Origin of the sequence: Humidisolicoccus flavus (genome assembly GCF_045689595.1) — a bacterium.
Lineage (GTDB): Bacteria > Actinomycetota > Actinomycetes > Actinomycetales > Microbacteriaceae > Humidisolicoccus > Humidisolicoccus flavus.
The window spans coordinates 2,040,750-2,056,914 of the sequence record NZ_CP142724.1; the positions used below are offsets into that span (position 1 = coordinate 2,040,750).

Genomic DNA, 16,165 nt, shown 5'->3' on the forward strand with positions numbered 1-16,165 from the left:
GTAAAGCGTGCTGTACGCAAGTGCGGTGATTGGAATCGAGGAAATTCTTCACCTGGTCGTGATGATCTCCTGGCATTCTGAAGCGATGGAGCAGGAATCAAACGATCTCGTCAAGCGATTTCTCGCGACGCGTTGGTTGTTCGTCGCAGCGGTCGCTGTGACGGTCGTTGCGGTCCTCCTGATCTCTGACCGGGTCTCGGTGTGCACTGCCTCGATACCCGCAATCTGTTCCGAATACCCGCGAATCGGTCCCATCGGTGGCCTGATCGTTGGTTTGGGGGCCATCGCTTTTCTCGTGTTCACGACGGTTCGTTTCCTGCTGGTACTGCGCGAGTACGCCAAAAACCACTCGACAAGGGCACATAGGCTTTCGATAGGGTCGAAGCGTGATGGAGCAAACGATTCAAGAGGCCGCGACCGCTGAAGACTTCTCTGGAGTGGTGTCAATCACCCAGAATGCGAACGAACGACAGGATTTCGCGTTCGGATTTGCACATCGATCTCTCGAAGTCGAAAACACACCTGCAACCCGCTTCTCGATGGCGAGCGGCAGCAAGGGCATGACCGCGCTCGCGGTGATGAGTCTCGTCGAAGACGGCACGCTCTCGCTTGAGACGACCGCCCGCTCGGTCCTCGGGAAAGACCTCAGTCTGATCGATGATGCCGTCACGATCGAGCACCTGCTCACCCACCGCTCCGGAATCGGTGACTACCTCGACGAAGACGACGACTGGGATGTCACCGACTACGTCATGCCGGGGTCCGCGCACGCGCTGCACGACATCGAGGACTATCTCATCTGGCTCGACGGACGGCCCCAGAAGTTCGCGCCCGGCACCGACTTCTCGTACTGCAACGGTGGATTCAACGTGCTCGCGATCATTGCGCAGCGAGCGAGCGGCATCGAGTTCCAGGAACTCGTGCAGCAGCGCGTCCTCGCGCCCGCGGGCATGACGGAGTCTGGCTACCTGCGCTCCGACGAACTTCCTGGCGATGCAGCGCTCGGCTACCTCCCCATCGACGGACACGATCGCACCAATGTGTTCCACCTCCCGGTTCGTGGTGGTGGTGACGGAGGCATGTACACCACCGTTGCCGACATGGAACGATTCTGGGCAGCATTCTTCGCGGACGCGATCGTCTCTGCAGAGTCGCGCGCGGCGATGCTGGACCCGCGCAGCGACGTTCCCGAGGAGGGCGCGCGCTACGGCATGGGCTTCTGGCGCGCAGAGGAGGGCGAACGCACGTGGCTCGAGGGCTACGACGCGGGGGTCTCGTTCCGCAGCGCCTTCGACCCCTCGACGTCGACCACCGTCACGGTGCTCGCGAACACATCCGAGGGTGCATGGCCGATGATCGAGAGTGCTGAAGAACTCGTCGGCTGGTCCTGACCGCACGGCGGCGTACTGCGATCATGTGCAGTGCGGCCATCGCGATTGAAACGCATCGTGTCAGCGTGGCCGATCGAATGTTGACGTCGAGTGTTGACGAGGTTCCGAAGTTGGGGAGAAGCCGATGACCATAACTGTGACCATTCCCTATGCGGCACAGCACGAGCGCCTGAAGCGGGCTCGCCCAGACGTGCAGTGGCACCTGTGGCACCCTGCTGAACCACCCGTTGTCGCGGAGGCCGACCTTGTCGTGCTCCCGTACATGGAAGCGGCCACTTCTTTGGAAGGCCTGCCCAAGATCAAGACCGGTGTCGTGCAGGCGCCGAGTCTCGGGGTCGACGGAATGCAGGAGATGGTGCCGAACGGCGCCGTGCTGTGCAACGCGAAGGGCGTGCACGAGGCACCGACCGCAGAGCTCGGGCTCGCGCTCATCCTCGCTGCGCAACGCAAAGTGCCTGCCATGGTGCAGAGCCAGTCGCAGCGGCAGTGGGAGCAGTTCTTCGCGCCTTCGCTCATCAGTCGTTCGGTGCTGATCTTCGGTGCCGGTGGTGTGGCAAACGAGCTCGCAAAACGGTTGATTGCGAGCGACGCGAAGGTCCTGCGCGCTGCACGCTCGGCCCGCACTGACGAGTACGGCGAGATCCTTGAATCCTCGGATGCTCGCGCGCGACTCGGCGAGTTCGACATCGTGGTCCTCGTTGTTCCGCTCAACGAGCAGACCACGCACCTCGCTGACGCATCGTTCTTCGCGGCAATGCGAGACGATGCGCTGCTGGTCAACATTGCACGCGGGCCTGTTGTCGAGACGAATGCCCTTGTCGATGCGCTCAATTCTGGTCGGATCCGCGCGGTGCTCGATGTCACTGACCCGGAGCCGCTGCCGAGCGAGCACCCGCTCTGGTCCGCACCCGGTCTCTTGATCAGCCCGCACCTTGGCGGCCGCGTTGATCATCTCGACGCGTCGCTCGATGCGCTGATCCTTGATCAGGTGGAGCGGATCGAATCGGGGCGCGAACTGTGGGCGGTCGTCGAATCCTGAAGCGTGACGCGTAGCCCGCTGGGCTCGGTCTGGTTTGGTTAGGCTGATCAGGTGATGGCAAAAACTCCGGCGCGGCCGAGCTCGCAAACTCCCCAGCCGATGCGACGCAATGCATTCGTGCCCGGGATTCTCGCGATGGTTGTCATCGTGGTCGGCATTGCGATCCTCGAGAGCGAGGCGTACCTTCTCATCCGTTTTCTGGTGACGATCTTCGCGCTCATCATCGCCGTGTTCGCCGTGCAGGCGAAGCAGCTCTGGTGGGCTGCGCCGATGGCAGTCATCGCCGTGCTCTGGAACCCGGCGTTCCCGATCGAACTCGACCCGACGGTGTGGATGGGCGCGCAGTATCTCGCGATCCTCGCGTTCGGTGCAGCCGGCTTGCGAATCAAACAGCCCTTCGAAGAGAGCGATCTGAAGCGCAAGTCGTAGCGCGTTTGCGATGATGATCGCATGTACTCCGAGACGGCGCTCCCCAGTGGCCAGGTGATCTGGCGCTCATTCTCGAGCGCGGCCGCAGTGGTGCCAGCCGATGGAAGTGCCGACCTCATTCTCCGTGACGACGCGGTGTTTGTCGCCGGTCCCTCGACGAGGTGGATCGCCACGCTCGATGACGGTGCCGAAGGTTCGTTTGGTGTCCGATTCGCCCCTGGCGACTTCGCTGTCGTGCTGCCGATACCGCTTCAGGAAATCAGCGACCAGCTCGTTCCCCTGGCGGATCTCTCTTCGCGAACCGAGGGCGCAGCGATCCGCGATGCAATGCTGCGCGCACGCGCGATGCAGCGGATGCTGCTCGACCGCTCGGACGAGCTCCGGCTGCTGCAGGCATCGAGCGATGCCTGGGTTCCCTTTGTGCGATCGAGCGCAAATCGTGCAGTGCGTGGTGCGCTGGTTGCGCAGCGACTCGGCTGGACTCCGCGAACGTTTCGGCGAAGAATGCTCACCGCGTTCGGATACAGCTATGGAACGCTCGTGCGTCTGCGTCGCATGCAACGGGCGCAATCGCTGCTGCGAGAAGGAACGCAACTCGCCGCGGTCGCCGTGAAAGCCGGATACTCCGATCAGCCGCATTTCTCGCGAGAGTTCAAACGACTCGTCGGATCAAGCCCGCGTCAGTTCGCCGGGAGCGCTGCGTAGAGATCGATCGAGTTGCCATCCGGGTCGAGGAGCGTCGCGTAGCGCTGACCCCAGTGCGCGTCCCATGGTGCAACATGCGCGGTGTATCCGGCGGCGACGAGCTCTGCAAACGCAGCATCAACCGCAGCGGGCTTGCCCTTGTCGAACGCGAGCGCGATCTTGTGCCCGCCGTGTGCTGGCGTGTAACCGGGATCAAAACTCTGAATGGTCTCGATCGTGTCCCAGGCGAGCGCGGTGCCGTCCGCGAGCTTCGCATCGACATGCGGGGCGTCGTCCTGACCTTCCGCGATCTCGACGCCGAGCGCCCGGTAGAACTGCAAGGAAGCGGCCATGTCTCGCGTGACGATTCCGATGAATCCGAGTGTGAGTGTCATGAGTTCAATGTATGTGGCCAGCAGCGTCTGGGTCTTGAACAAAATGGCCAGCGGGGCGTCGCTGCGCGCGCGAATGCCTGTCGAGTGGTGCATGTCCCGCGTCAGCGATGGGCGGTGTGCTCAACGACCTCGTGACGCTCCGGCAATATGACGCGCGAGGTACACGGCGGTTCGGCTTTCTGAATGCTTCGAGACCGCTGCCGGGGTTCCGGCCGCCACGATCTGTCCTCCCGCATTGCCACCGGAGGGTCCGAGGTCGATCACCCAATCAGCGGATGAGACGACATCGAGATTGTGTTCGACGACGACGACGGAGTCGCCAGAGTCGACGAGCGAGTGCAGTTGCGTGATCAACAGTTGAACATCTGCGGGATGCAAGCCGCTCGTGGGCTCGTCGAGGAGATATAGCGTGTGGCCGCGGCGGACCCGCTGCAGTTCTGTCGCCAACTTGATCCGCTGTGCTTCTCCGCCGGAGAGTTCGGTCGCGGGCTGGCCGAGTCGCAAGTATCCAAGGCCGACATCGAGGAGCGCGCGAAGGCTCCTCGCGGCGACCGGGAGGTCGTCGAGGAACTCTGCAGCCTGTGTCACCGTCATCGCCAACACATCGGCGATGGTGTTCCCGTGGTACCGAACCTCGAGGGTCTCGGGGTTGTACCTGGCACCATCGCAGTCGGGGCAACGGCGGTAACTGCCCGGCATGAACAGCAGCTCGACCGAGACGAAGCCCTCGCCGAGACAGGTGGGGCAGCGCCCTCCATCAACGTTGAAGGAGAAGCGACCTGCGGTGTAGCCGCGTTCACGTGCGAGATCCGTCGCTGCGAAGACGGAGCGCACCGCATCGAACAATCCCGTATAGGTCGCAAGATTGGAGCGTGGAGTCCGGCCGATCGGCTTCTGATCGACTCGAACCAATCGATCGATGTGCTCGAGGCCTGTGACGCTCGCGACGCTTGCGTGCGGGGCGGCGCCGTCATCAGAGTCTTCGGCATCCGCTGCGGAGGAAGTCTTGGCATCCGGCTGATCCAGTGTTGCCGTGCCTCCTCGATTGCTCCCCAGGTGCTGACGCACGACATCGGAGAGCACGGTGCTGACGAGCGTCGATTTTCCAGAACCGGAGACGCCGGTGACCGCGACGAGGTTGCCGAGCGGAATGGACGCGTCCGTGTCGACAAGATTGTGGAGGTTCACGCCCTCTACGGTGAGCCAGTGCTCTTGAGCGCGGGGAGCTCGAAGGGGAACGGCCTCGCGCTCATCCCGGCCGAGCAGGAAGGGCCGGGTGACGGAGTCTGCGATGTCGGCGAGCCCTGCAACTGGTCCGCTGTACAGCACATGGCCGCCGCCTTCGCCAGCTCCCGGGCCGACGTCGACGATCCAGTCTGCTCTGCGGACGATGTCCATGTCGTGCTCGACCACGAAGACGGAGTTCCCGGATTGCTTGAGTTGTTCGAGCAAGTCGAAGAGCGGCTCGGCGTCGGCCGGGTGGAGTCCCGCCGAGGGTTCATCGAGGACGTAGACGACGCCAAAGAGTCCGGAGCGAAGTTGGGTCGCGAGCCGGAGTCGCTGCATTTCACCGGGGGAGAGCGTGGTCGTTACTCGCCCGAGTCCGAGGTAGCCGAGTCCGAGATCGATCAGCACATCGATCCGTGACAGCAGGCCGGTTGCGATCGTCACTGCGACGTCGGTGCGCTCGCCAGAGAGCGTGTTGGAGACGGCGGCTGCGGGGTTTTGGAGAGCCGCGGTGGGTCGAAGCACCTGTGCGAGTTCCGTCATCGGCATTGCGTTCAATGCTGCGATGGAATGACCCGCGAAGGTGACCGCGAGGGCTTCTTGTCGAAGGCCCGTTCCGCTGCACAACTGGCACGGACCGCTCTTGACGTACTGCAGCACCTTCGTGCGCATCATCTGGCTCTGAGTGGTCGCGAGCGTGTGGAACACGTGATGCTTCGCGCTCGAAAACTTCCCGTTGTAGGGCTTGGCGACTCGGTCTCGTTGTGGCGTGATCTGCACGACCGGCTGCTCCTCCGTGAAGAGGATCCAATCGCGATCCGCCTGGGGGAGTTCGCGCCAGGGGCGATCGACGTCGTATCCGAGCGCAATCGTGATGTCGCGAAGGTTTTTCGCCTGCCACGCGCCCGGCCAGGCGGCGATCGCGCCCTCACGGATGCTGAGCGACGGGTCGGGGACCAGGGTGTCTTCCGTCACGGTGTGCGCGATGCCGACGCCATGGCATTCGGGGCAGGCGCCCGCTGCGGTGTTCGGGGAGAAGGCATCGGAGTCGAGGCGCGTTGTGAACCCTGTTGGGAAGGTCCCCGCGCGGGAGAACAGCATTCGGAGTGAACTCGACAGGGTCGTCACGGTTCCAACGGTCGAGCGTGAGCTCGGTGCGCCGCGACGCTGCTGCAACGCGACCGCGGGCGGCAGGCCCGTAATGGAATCGACGTGCGGATCGTGCCCCTGCTGAATGAGTCGTCGCGCGTACGGTGCGACTGATTCGAGGTAGCGGCGCTGCGCTTCGGTAAAGATGGTGCCGAACGCGAGCGAAGATTTTCCCGAGCCTGAAACCCCGGTGAACGCGACGATCGAGTCTCTCGGAACGTCGACGTCGACATTCCTCAGATTGTTTTCGTTCGCCCCGCGGACGCGAACGTAATGGTCGACGCCCTCTGGTGGGTTGCTGTGCATCGGACGAGTCTAGGGCGGTTGGAGACCGCGGTCACTTTGTCGCTTCTGCGGCGTTTTGGATGCTCGATCGGGCTCGATGCGCACGGGTGCACCGTGCCGGACAGGCCTGCGGGGGCAGCGTTTCGGTCCTCAGAGGCCGTTCTGCTCGCGGATGTCGTCGTTCCGCCCTGGTCATTCGGTGAACGATATCGTCACAAAGCGATCACGCTGTCGTAGAGAACGTTCGGATGAGAGCGGCTTTGTACCCGAAACCAATCGCGGTACAGCAGATTTTCAGGATTTATCGCGTCATAGACAGGTGGCGAACTCGTCTACGTGTCATAAGATTGTGCCGTCCAAGCGTTTGCTGGAGCGACGGAGCTCATTTATGAGAAACAGCCGCAGCAGACCAAATCAAAAAGCACAACCTCGGTTGAGCCCCGGCTCTTCCGAATCCCCTCAGAGAGCAACACGTGTTGCGCTCTACGGAACTCGCCCCACGGGTTCCAGCACCATGAATGAGCACGATCAAAGGAAACTCCAATGGCCACCGGTACCGTGAAATGGTTTGACGCAGGCAAGGGCTTCGGCTTCATTGCTCCAGAAGATGGCAGCGCAGATGTCTTCGCCCACTATTCTGCAATCGAGACGAGCGGCTACCGCTCACTCGATGAGAACCAGCGTGTGGAGTTCGAAGTGACGCAGGGCGCAAAGGGCCCGCAGGCTGCGAACATCCGCCCACTCTAAACCTTTGAAATGCGCGGCGGCTTCGGTCGCCGCGCATTTCTTATGTTGGGAGACACGCAGGATTCGCGCTGAAGCGAGACTTCGTGTAGCCTAATCGACGGCCCGAAAAGGGCCACTGCGCCCGTAGCTCAACGGATAGAGCATCTGACTACGGATCAGAAGGTTGGGGGTTCGAATCCCTCCGGGCGCGCAGGACTATCGTCCAAATCACTGTGTTGAGACAGTACAGAGGCGGTTCGCGAAAGCGGGCCGCTTCTTGGTTTTTCCGGTGTTTTTCAGGGCTTGCGAGTCGCCGAGGCCCGCACTGTTGCCATGTTGGAAACTCGTGCTAGTGTTTCCGTTATGGAAACAAACGAATCGAACTCCAAGCCCTCGAAGGTCGAGGCGCAACAGGCGCTCGCGCTTGCCGACGCAGAAGAGTCCGCAACGCGATTCCGACCAGTTCCCGTTTGGTACTACCCGGTACTCGCCCTGCTGGTGCTCGGGCTCTTCGTCTTGAACGGACTCGAGCAGCAATCTGAACCTGTTCGGATCACGCTCAACGTGCTGACCCTCTTGACAGCCCTCGCCGTCGCGTTCCTCGTTGGCCGCGTGAGCTTCGGCCCCTCGCCGTATCGCGGCGTCAGGGTGTCGTGGGCGCCCATGATTGCCAGCGGCATCGTCGCGGCAGGTCTCGCGCTCTCGCCGGTTCTGCTTGCGGACACGCTCGGCTCCTGGATCTGGATCGTGTGCGGCCTCGCGCTCTCCGCGCTGATCGCCGGATTCGGCATTGCGTACTGGCGGCGAACCCGACGTGGTTGAGCCTCGCTTCGACCCGCTCATCCACGCCCCGTATCGACTTCGGATCTGCGCGATGCTCTCGCAAGCGGAGAGCGTCGAGTTCGGGGAGATTCTCGAACGGTGCGGACTTTCGAAGTCGGCCTTGAGTAAGCACCTCAGCCAGCTCGTCGACGTTGGGTATGTCGCGGAGTCCGCAATCGTTCGCGCAGGGCGGTCGCGGCAGCTCCTCACGCTCACGGCGGCAGGCCGCGAATCGTACGCAGGTCACCGGGCAGCGCTTCAGCAGATACTCGACGACTAACCCCGGCGTCTGATCAACCTTCATTCGTTTCCTATCGGGCGTTCTGCGACGCGAAAGCAGTCGAGAATGCTCCGGCCCCCAAGTTGGGGTCACTGCATTTCGGGTACTGTGACCGGGCCATTCTCTCGACACAAGACGAGACAGCAGTGAATTCGTGACGGAAGAAACGAGAATTCATAAACATTCAGTTAATGGTGGTAACGGTTTGATAAAAGCCCCTCAAAAAATCGTGTTCCCCGGCTAGTCTCAGCGCGAGCCAATTGGCTCTCTTCAGATCTCGCAGTCAGGGTTCTCGTGCACACATCCGCCCGCACATCCGCTCCGCTCTCTCGCCGTAAGGCTCGCGGCATAATCGCGCTCATCGCCTTCTTGGCGATCCTGCTCGGCGCTGGCCTGCAGGCATCGCCATCGTTCGCTGCGCCGAGTCTGGGCCTGGCGGTCTCGGCGAGTAGTCCGTCGGTCAAGAGCGGCGAGACCATGACCTTCAGCGTTGCCTGGTCGTGCAGCTCGACGACTGAACCCTGTAACAACGGTGAGATCCGAGTGCCAATTCCAACGCTGCAGCCCAGCGGAACCGCGGTGGCGTATGTTTCGGCAACACCGTCGACGGGAGGGTTTTCAGCTGCTCCAGTCAACCAAGCGGGAACGCTCGTCTGGGACATGTCCAGCACGATTCCAGCGGGAAGCTCTGGACAGGTCACGTTCACGGTGCGAACCCCCAACCTGGCTTCGCCCAATGGCGACACCTTGAATCCAACAGCGACGTTCGCCGTCGATGGAGCAACGCAGTCTCAGACGGGGGTCGCAACGGTTGATTCGATCCCGGATCTCGCGACCGACAAGCGTCTTGCGAGTCCGGCTGGTTTTATCCCGGGTCTCGACTCACCTGTGACCTACAACATCATGACCACGCACCGCACTTCGATCGATCACGCCGGTCGCTTCGGAGGTGCTCCGGCGGTTGGCACGTGGGGTGTCGACAATGTGGTGACGGTCGATCATCTTCCAGTTGGTGCGGAATACGTCTCCTCTACTGGCGGTGGAGTGTACGACGCTGAGGCTCACACAGTGACGTGGCCCGCATGGTCCGAGAACGGGCAGGTGAGAGTCGCACCGCGGTATCAGCTCACGGTGCGCTATCCGTCGACCGTGTTCACGGCGCCCGTCTCGGTGACGAACACGGCGACGGCGACGGCGAACCCATACTTGCGACCCGACGTTGTCGTAACGTCGAGCGACTCGGAAACACACGGGCTTCGTGCAGGAACGAATACGGGAACATTTGGCAAGGGGCCCGAGATCGTGTTCGCATCTCCGAGCGCGCGCGGCACCGACACTATCTGGGTGGTTTCCGCGAACAACACGGGCACGAATCCACTGACGGTTTCGTTCACTGATCCGCTCCCGTGTCTTTTCACCTCCCCCGCACAAGGCGTGACGGACTGTGCAACCCCCGCCGTCAAGAATGTTTCTCTCGCGATGGAAGCGGGCGTTCCAACGACCTTCACTGTGAACTATGTGACGAACCTCGGCAACACGGGCGTCGTGCAGCTGGTATCCGGAATGCCCCGTACGCCGGTGTTCACTTCGAACGTTGAATGGATCACCCAAGTTTCAGTTGCAGGCGAATTGGCAGGCGGTCAGGGTGTGAGGATCTTCATCGGGGGAACTGTGGTGAGTGACTTCCCGGCGACCTCTGATGATGCGGTGTACCAAGATTCAGCGGTCCCGAAGGGCGTTCCTCCCTATGTTGAGAACTGTCTCGGAACGGCGACGCTGACAAGCTCCACCTCGCAGGTGGTTGCTGACGCGAGCGGAGACTGCGGTTACGCGAAGATCATGCCCGACACCCCCAAGATCCGTGTCTGGAAGGACATCACCAATGCGGTCCAGGGCGTCGGCGGGCAGATGGACGTCGAACTCCGGTTTGCAACGCAACTTGGCACATCGGGTCGGTTGCACCCGGTGCTGACCGATTTGCTCCCAGCTGATCTTCGCTACGTTCCAGGATCGGTCTCGCTTGCGGGAATGGGTGCGCAGATGCGGAGCTATCTCCCGGATGCGAATATGCAGATCGAGGTGCTCGATGACTACAACGGAACTGGGCGTCAGCTTGTTCGGGTGAGCTGGCCCGACGCTGAGGGTGTTCCTGTCGCGATCGCAGGTGGCGTGGTTCGGTTCAAAGCCGAAGTGCAAGCTGGAGCCCCGGCGGGGACTCGACAAAACCAGCTCATCGTCTTTGATGGCGAAACTCGGAGCTACAACACCGACGCTTTCCCATCGATCTGCACGATCTCGCCAAATGCGACGGACCCGAACGATCTCGCGGGCGTTGATGATCCAGCGAACCTCGGCTGCTCCGCGTCGGCTCCGTACACGATCATCGAGGGCCCTGCGGTTGGTGGCACGAAGTGGGTCATGGGTTCGGCCGACGAGGACTACCTGGCGTCGCCGTCGATCGGTGTGATTTTGCCTGGTGCTGACGGCAGCTACCGACTCGATGTCGAGAACGTTGGCAACGTGCCGATCTCGAATGTTGTGGCCTACGAGATCCTGCCGTATGTCGGGGACACGGGTGTTGGCCCGGCTGGCTCTGACTCGCGGAACAGCGCGTGGCAGGCGAACCTGTCTGGACCCGTGACGACTGGGGTTGATGCGGTGGTCGAGTATTCGGCCTCGACGAACCCTTGCCGCGGTGAAGTGATCGGCATCGGTCAGGACCGTGCAGCAGCGCCGGCTGGCTGTGTTGACGACTGGACGACGGAGTTGCCTGCGAACCTGAGCGAGGTCCGTGCGATTCGTGTCGATTTCGGTGCTCGCGCGTTCGCGATCAACGAGGTTCAGCCGATTGTGGTTCCGGTGACCGCTCCTGGTGATGCTGAGGGCACGGCGTGGAACTCCTTCGCAGTTGCTGCGCAGAACGCGAACTCGGGTGCGGATCTGCTCCCCGTGGAACCGAACGTTGTCGGTTTGACGACGATGCCCTCGCTTGCGATCGAGAAGGTTGCTTCGTCGGAGTCGGTCGCTCCGAACGGTGAGATCAGCTGGAGCATCAAGGTCACGAACGATGGCACCGGAAGCGCTGGTGGAATCGTCGTCCTCGATGCGCTGCCGGACGATCTCGAGTACGTGTCGTCGACGGCGAGCAATGGCTCGTACGATGCGGAGTCGGGTCAGTGGTCGCTTGCGCAGAACATTCCTGCCGGTGGTACCGAGACGTTGACGATCGTGACGCGCGTGGTCGACAGCCCTGAGATCACTGAGGTCTGCAACTTGGCTGAAGTGGTCGTCACGGTCGAGGGCGAAACCCGAGAGGGGCCATCGGCGAGCGACTGCGTGTCGGTCGTTGTGCCCTCCGAGACGCCGACGCCGACCCCGGATGTCACGCCGACCCCTGACGTCACGCCGACCCCGGATGTCACGGACACTCCGACGCCGACCCCTGACGTGACCGACACTCCGACGCCGACCCCTGACGTGACCGACACCCCGACCCCGACTCCTGATGTGACGCCGACGCCTGATGTCACGGTCACCCCGACCCCCGATGTGTCTGAGACGCCAACTCCAGGCACGTCGGTGACCCCTTCGCCGACACCGACTGAGAGTGGAGGAGTTGTCGCGCCGTCGCCGAGTGCGACTCCATCGCACTCCTTGCCCGTGACTGGTGTGAGTCCGACGCTGATGTTCCTGCTGTTGAGCGCGCTGCTCATCGGACTCGGAGTATTTGCCACGAGCGCACGAAAGGGCCGTGAGCGCGGCGCAGAGTAGTTGCCCCGTTGAGGGAATGGCCCGAGGTTTCACCATGAGACCCCGGGCCATTCCCTTGTCACCGACTTGCTTGACATGGTGACCACGACTCCTGAGACTTGCTGTCATGACCGTCACGATTCGCCCGGCCGCGCCCGAGGATGTGCATGCAGTACGGTTCGTCGGCTTCGTGACCTGGCCTTCGACCTATGGCCCTCGCAACGGTGCCGAGTTCGTGGTTTCTGGTCTCGATGCGTACTGGAGCGCCGATGCGATCACAGGCGCGATCGACAGTGGGTACATCGAGGTCGCCGAGACTTCCGAAGGCATCGTCGGGATGACGCATGTGGAACCGCTCGGCGACGATCTCGTGATGTGGAAGCTGTATGTGCTGCCGAATCGACAGCACGGGGGTGTTGGGCGTGCTCTGGTCGATTCAGCGAAGGCTCGGGCACGCCTGCACGGCGGTGATCTCCTCACGGAATACGAGCCGAGCAACGAAGTCGTACGAGGCTTCTACGAGCGTCAAGGTTTCGCCACGACCTCGGCTCCCTGGCCCGACACGAACGCTGTTTGGCTCCGCTGGAGCAGCGCCCCGCAGAGCAACGAAGCGCCGCGGTCGACGAACGAATGAGGTTCATCACTCGGGCAGTTGCCCTCTGCGACGGCGGGAGTCAGCGCGACCGGTGCGGGTCTGAATCCGCTCGCCACGGCACTCAGGGGACTATGAACCACCAGATGTAGCCTGTGTCTCGCGCGGCAATGGCCGGGCCAATCGAGAGGATGCGCCGATGAGTATGCCGGCTGGATGGCACGATGATGGTTCCGGGCGTCAGCGATGGTGGGACGGGCAGCGATGGACCGAGCATGTCGCACCCGCGCAGGGCGGCTCCGCGGCATGGATGGCGCCTCCGCCTGCGACGACCGCACGCGTGTCTCCCGTACTGGGCTTCATCGGTCTCGGACTTGCGGGGCTGGGAACGATCGTCGCTTGCATCCCCGCGACGTTCCTCATCGGCGTGATCGTGTTGATCGCAGGGCTGGTGCTCTCCCTGGTCGGGTTGTTCACGAAGAACGCGGCGAAGTGGCCTTCGATCGCTGGAATCGTGCTGTCGCTCGTCGGCGGTGCGATCGGGACCGTCATTGTGTTGTTCGCAGCGGTCTTGAACCTGGCGGGGTCGATCGAACCGGTACTCCCAGTGGTCACGCCGACTTCTTCAGAGACCGCGCAGCCATCCGCGCCGGTCGTGCCCGAGCCGTCAGGGGCGCGGCCTTCCCCGGAGGAGATCGCTGTGGGTCTGCAGCAGCTCGCGCAGGAGGGTGGCGTCACGAGCTACGACGACCAGCCCGAATTCTTCGCCTGCATGGGGCAGTTCTTCTACGACTCCGAACTTTCAGATGAGGCCTTGCAGACAGCGGCTAATGGTGAGGATGTCCTCGGTGCAGAGCGCGAGCTCGCCATCGAGGTGGCCACCGAGGCCGCGCTGTCTTGCGACCCCTAGCCGCTGCACCGCGCGCCCTGCAAACTGCACCCAGCACCCACGACCCAGCACCCCGCACTCTGCACCGCGCACTTCTCCAGTTCGATCAGTCGGAACCATCATGCAATTGCACATCGAAACGAGGACACCGTGACGCTGCCGTACCCGCCCACCGCTCAGCCGCCGTCTGCGGTGTTCTCCGGCGCCCTCGGCGACCACGTCTCCGGCGGTTGGTTCCCCGCGCAGGCTGAGGTCAGCAACGGCTTCATTACCCTGTGGGTTGCGCTGCCGAACGGCTGGACACAGTACTTCAGCGTTCCGGCGCAGGAGGTGGTTGTGAAGTCCGCTGCGCAGCGAATCACGCTCGTCGTCCGCGGTCAGAACTATGTGTTGTTGGCGGATGCGCGCTCAGTGAAGCGCGCCCTCCGGCTCGGTATCGCGGGTGGTGTTGCGTCCGTCCTCGACAAGCCGCGCTTCGGGGTGGGAGTTGATCTCGGTCGCGCCATCAACGTGGCAGGCGGTGCGCGCTCGTTTCAGCTCGGCGGCGGCCCCGAGTTCCTTGCTGCCGCGCAGCACACTGGAGCGCGCACGTCGCGGGTGGGCTACGGCCCGATCCTCGGAATCGGTATCGGCTGTGGCGCGCTCGTGGTCGTCGGCGTCACCATCATCACGCTGATCGCGATCAACCTCTGAGGTCGCGCCTCCGCTATGCGTCGCCGTCGAATTCGGGGATCGCGCAAAGGCACGCGAGGAGACTTCCCGCAGGTTGCTTGTTCTGCGTTCTGGGAAGCACCGGGTTTCGCGGGTCGGGGTTCACCGCACGTGATTTCACGCAACCCCGATATGCCGGAGCAGCGCCGTGACGACGGTTGCAGCCAACACGACGACGAGCATGGGAGCGCGCAGTGCGACGGCGAACGCGCCGACTCCAACGCCTGCGATTCTGGCCCAGCCTGAGAAATGCGTTCCTTCGTAGAGAGCGGCGGTCGCGGCGACGCTCGCGAGCAGCGTGACAACCGCGGGTTCGGACCAGCGTTCGAGGTTCGAAGCGAGTCGCGTGGTACCGAGCTCGGTGCCACCAGCGCGCAGCGCGAGGGTTCCGATGGCAAGCAGTGCGACCGCGAGGACCAGGTCATTCACCATGGCGGTGCTCCTTCGTCGTTCTCCGAGTTCGCCGCGCACCGCGCGAACGCCGCGCCTGGATGGAAAGCCCGAGGAGGCCGAGTATGGGCGCGAGGCCGCTGACAACGAAGGGCGTCGCGGCAACTGCGATCCCGGCGCCGAGCACGGCTGGCCCCGCGGTTCTACGCTGCACCATGCTCGCAAGGATCGCGATGAAGATCGCGGGGAAGGCCGCATCGAGCCCGAGCACCTTCGGATCAGGAGCAATCGTGCCGAGCAGAATTCCAAGGACCGCACCGAGCGGCCACGCAATGAAGATCAGCACGCCGAGCAGCCTGAAGGCACGGAGTCGCTCGGCTGGCGTTTTCTGAGCGAGTGCGAACGCCACGCTCTCGTCGTTGACCAGGTGCGCGTGCAGAAGCCGAAGGCCCCGGTTCCTGGGCAGGAACGGCGCTGCAGAGAATGCGTAGACGGCGTTTCGGAAGTTCACGATCAGTGCAGCGAGCGCTGCGATCACCGGAAGGCCACCGGCAGCAACGATCCCGACGAAGAGCAGCTCGGAGGAGGCGCCGAGAACGACGATCGCGGTCACGACAATCAACCAGTCGGGAAATCCGGCGGCTCGAGCGATCGCACCGTAGGCGATGCCGACGATCAGGACCGCAGTAGCGATCGACAGCGCAGCGGGCCAGAGTTTCGCTCGAGGAGGGCTCGGCACTGGCGACAATGAACGCATGTTCATTATTTTGAACGCACGGTGCTTGTCTGTCAAACAGTCCGAACGTTCGATATCGTGAACGGCATGGAATCGATCGGTGCCAGAGTCGGAGCGGCCGTGCGTCGTGAACGCACCGCATCTGGGCTGAGTGTGTCTGAACTCGCTCGACGAGCCGGGGTCTCGAAGGCGACGGTTTCGCAGCTCGAATCCGGGGCGGGCAATCCGAGCGTCGAAACCCTCTGGTCGCTCGGTCACGCGCTGGGAGTCACCTTCGCGCAGCTTGTCGAAGAACCGTCGCAGACGCTCTCCGTCGTCCGCGCCGCCCAGGCGACGGGTTTTGCTTCCACCCAGGGCACCTATGTTGCGGCGCTGCTTGCGGTGTGTCCGCCGAATGCACGACGAGACATCTACTTCGTCCAGGCCGAGCCCGGCCAGGCGAAACTCTCCGAGGCGCATTTTCGAGGCACGGTCGAACACCTCATCCTTGTCTCGGGTGCCGCGCGCGTCGGCCCACCAGAGGCGCCGATCGCGCTCGCTCCAGGCGACTACGTTTCGTACCCGGGCGATGTCGAGCACGTCTTCGAAGCGCTCGAGCCGAAGACGAGTGCGGTCCTCGTCTCTGAGATCCGATAGTTCGCGGCAGAGTCTCGGCGTAGCCTGGCACGAA

The 16,165-nt window shown here is 62.9% G+C and carries 17 protein-coding genes and 1 tRNA gene; 14 read left to right on the top strand and 4 right to left on the bottom strand.

Annotated features, from left to right (window positions below; translation table 11 throughout):
* Window positions 1-25 precede the first annotated feature (25 nt).
* The 5 genes from U2H20_RS09790 (at window position 26) to U2H20_RS09810 (ending at window position 3,564) form a co-directional block, all read left to right on the top strand.
* Complete coding sequence (locus U2H20_RS09790; RefSeq protein WP_430592099.1) at window positions 26-424, top strand: hypothetical protein; 399 nt, start codon at window positions 26-28, stop codon at window positions 422-424.
* Window positions 390-1,391 (top strand): serine hydrolase domain-containing protein, encoded by a 1,002-nt coding sequence (locus tag U2H20_RS09795; RefSeq protein WP_430593629.1) that lies wholly within the window; start codon window positions 390-392, stop codon window positions 1,389-1,391. Before U2H20_RS09790 ends, U2H20_RS09795 begins: the two co-directional genes overlap by 35 nt.
* Before the next feature lie 124 nt (window positions 1,392-1,515).
* A complete protein-coding gene (locus tag U2H20_RS09800; protein WP_430592100.1) occupies window positions 1,516-2,430 on the top strand; it encodes an NAD(P)-dependent oxidoreductase in 915 nt (304 codons plus the stop codon).
* Window positions 2,431-2,484: 54 nt separating this feature from the next.
* Window positions 2,485-2,859 (top strand): DUF6804 family protein, encoded by a 375-nt coding sequence (locus U2H20_RS09805; RefSeq protein WP_430592101.1) that lies wholly within the window; start codon window positions 2,485-2,487, stop codon window positions 2,857-2,859.
* Between the two features lie 21 nt (window positions 2,860-2,880).
* Window positions 2,881-3,564 (top strand): helix-turn-helix domain-containing protein, encoded by a 684-nt coding sequence (locus U2H20_RS09810; RefSeq protein WP_430592102.1) that lies wholly within the window; start codon window positions 2,881-2,883, stop codon window positions 3,562-3,564.
* On the opposite strand, the gene U2H20_RS09815 is transcribed toward U2H20_RS09810, so the two are convergent.
* Both U2H20_RS09815 and U2H20_RS09820 read right to left on the bottom strand, forming a co-directional pair.
* Complete coding sequence (locus U2H20_RS09815; RefSeq protein ID WP_430592103.1) at window positions 3,540-3,938, bottom strand: VOC family protein; 399 nt, start codon at window positions 3,936-3,938, stop codon at window positions 3,540-3,542. The two genes, U2H20_RS09810 and U2H20_RS09815, sit on opposite strands and share 25 nt — an antisense overlap.
* A gap of 120 nt (window positions 3,939-4,058) precedes the next feature.
* Window positions 4,059-6,620 (bottom strand): ABC transporter, encoded by a 2,562-nt coding sequence (locus U2H20_RS09820; RefSeq protein ID WP_430592104.1) that lies wholly within the window; start codon window positions 6,618-6,620, stop codon window positions 4,059-4,061.
* A 522-nt stretch (window positions 6,621-7,142) separates the two neighbouring features.
* Here U2H20_RS09820 and U2H20_RS09825 point away from each other — a divergent pair.
* From U2H20_RS09825 to U2H20_RS09860, 8 genes are all read left to right on the top strand, one after another.
* A complete protein-coding gene (locus tag U2H20_RS09825) occupies window positions 7,143-7,346 on the top strand; it encodes a cold-shock protein (RefSeq protein WP_430592105.1) in 204 nt (67 codons plus the stop codon).
* Between the two features lie 117 nt (window positions 7,347-7,463).
* Window positions 7,464-7,536, top strand: a tRNA-Arg gene (locus U2H20_RS09830).
* A gap of 152 nt (window positions 7,537-7,688) precedes the next feature.
* Complete coding sequence (locus tag U2H20_RS09835; protein ID WP_430592106.1) at window positions 7,689-8,147, top strand: hypothetical protein; 459 nt, start codon at window positions 7,689-7,691, stop codon at window positions 8,145-8,147.
* Window positions 8,140-8,427 carry a transcriptional regulator gene (locus U2H20_RS09840; RefSeq protein ID WP_430592107.1) on the top strand — a complete coding sequence of 96 codons (288 nt, stop codon included), beginning with the start codon at window positions 8,140-8,142 and terminating at the stop codon, window positions 8,425-8,427. The genes U2H20_RS09835 and U2H20_RS09840 overlap by 8 nt, the downstream gene beginning before the upstream one ends.
* A gap of 294 nt (window positions 8,428-8,721) precedes the next feature.
* Complete coding sequence (locus U2H20_RS09845) at window positions 8,722-12,198, top strand: DUF11 domain-containing protein (protein ID WP_430592108.1); 3,477 nt, start codon at window positions 8,722-8,724, stop codon at window positions 12,196-12,198.
* A 106-nt stretch (window positions 12,199-12,304) separates the two neighbouring features.
* The gene (locus U2H20_RS09850; protein ID WP_430592109.1) at window positions 12,305-12,811 is read left to right on the top strand and encodes a GNAT family N-acetyltransferase; all 507 of its coding nucleotides are present in this window, start codon (window positions 12,305-12,307) and stop codon (window positions 12,809-12,811) included.
* Between the two features lie 157 nt (window positions 12,812-12,968).
* On the top strand, window positions 12,969-13,679 hold the full coding sequence (locus U2H20_RS09855) for a DUF2510 domain-containing protein (protein WP_430592110.1): 711 nt from the start codon (window positions 12,969-12,971) through the stop codon (window positions 13,677-13,679).
* A gap of 129 nt (window positions 13,680-13,808) precedes the next feature.
* On the top strand, window positions 13,809-14,351 hold the full coding sequence (locus tag U2H20_RS09860) for a hypothetical protein (protein WP_430592111.1): 543 nt from the start codon (window positions 13,809-13,811) through the stop codon (window positions 14,349-14,351).
* A 135-nt stretch (window positions 14,352-14,486) separates the two neighbouring features.
* Here U2H20_RS09860 and U2H20_RS09865 read toward each other — a convergent pair whose 3' ends face one another.
* Together U2H20_RS09865 and U2H20_RS09870 are read right to left on the bottom strand one after the other, a co-directional pair.
* A complete protein-coding gene (locus U2H20_RS09865) occupies window positions 14,487-14,801 on the bottom strand; it encodes an AzlD domain-containing protein (protein WP_430592112.1) in 315 nt (104 codons plus the stop codon).
* A complete protein-coding gene (locus U2H20_RS09870; protein WP_430592113.1) occupies window positions 14,791-15,516 on the bottom strand; it encodes an AzlC family ABC transporter permease in 726 nt (241 codons plus the stop codon). Before U2H20_RS09870 ends, U2H20_RS09865 begins: the two co-directional genes overlap by 11 nt.
* A gap of 66 nt (window positions 15,517-15,582) precedes the next feature.
* On the opposite strand from U2H20_RS09870, the gene U2H20_RS09875 reads away from it, so the two are divergent.
* Window positions 15,583-16,131 (top strand): helix-turn-helix domain-containing protein, encoded by a 549-nt coding sequence (locus U2H20_RS09875; protein WP_430592114.1) that lies wholly within the window; start codon window positions 15,583-15,585, stop codon window positions 16,129-16,131.
* Window positions 16,132-16,165: the final 34 nt, after the last annotated feature.

Excerpts from the sequence above, each read along its gene's own strand:
- U2H20_RS09800 (WP_430592100.1), top strand. The coding sequence starts at position 1,516 with ATGACCATAACTGTGACCATTCCCTATGCGGCACAGCACGAGCGCCTG.
- U2H20_RS09875 (WP_430592114.1), top strand. The coding sequence starts at position 15,583 with ATGGAATCGATCGGTGCCAGAGTCGGAGCGGCCGTGCGTCGTGAACGC.
- U2H20_RS09835 (WP_430592106.1), top strand. The coding sequence starts at position 7,689 with ATGGAAACAAACGAATCGAACTCCAAGCCCTCGAAGGTCGAGGCGCAA.
- U2H20_RS09865 (WP_430592112.1), bottom strand. The coding sequence starts at position 14,801 with ATGGTGAATGACCTGGTCCTCGCGGTCGCACTGCTTGCCATCGGAACC.
- U2H20_RS09855 (WP_430592110.1), top strand. The coding sequence starts at position 12,969 with ATGAGTATGCCGGCTGGATGGCACGATGATGGTTCCGGGCGTCAGCGA.
- U2H20_RS09820 (WP_430592104.1), bottom strand. The coding sequence starts at position 6,620 with ATGCACAGCAACCCACCAGAGGGCGTCGACCATTACGTTCGCGTCCGC.
- U2H20_RS09805 (WP_430592101.1), top strand. The coding sequence starts at position 2,485 with ATGGCAAAAACTCCGGCGCGGCCGAGCTCGCAAACTCCCCAGCCGATG.
- U2H20_RS09870 (WP_430592113.1), bottom strand. The coding sequence starts at position 15,516 with ATGCGTTCATTGTCGCCAGTGCCGAGCCCTCCTCGAGCGAAACTCTGG.
- U2H20_RS09795 (WP_430593629.1), top strand. The coding sequence starts at position 390 with ATGGAGCAAACGATTCAAGAGGCCGCGACCGCTGAAGACTTCTCTGGA.
- U2H20_RS09825 (WP_430592105.1), top strand. The coding sequence starts at position 7,143 with ATGGCCACCGGTACCGTGAAATGGTTTGACGCAGGCAAGGGCTTCGGC.
- U2H20_RS09810 (WP_430592102.1), top strand. The coding sequence starts at position 2,881 with ATGTACTCCGAGACGGCGCTCCCCAGTGGCCAGGTGATCTGGCGCTCA.
- U2H20_RS09815 (WP_430592103.1), bottom strand. The coding sequence starts at position 3,938 with ATGACACTCACACTCGGATTCATCGGAATCGTCACGCGAGACATGGCC.
- U2H20_RS09850 (WP_430592109.1), top strand. The coding sequence starts at position 12,305 with ATGACCGTCACGATTCGCCCGGCCGCGCCCGAGGATGTGCATGCAGTA.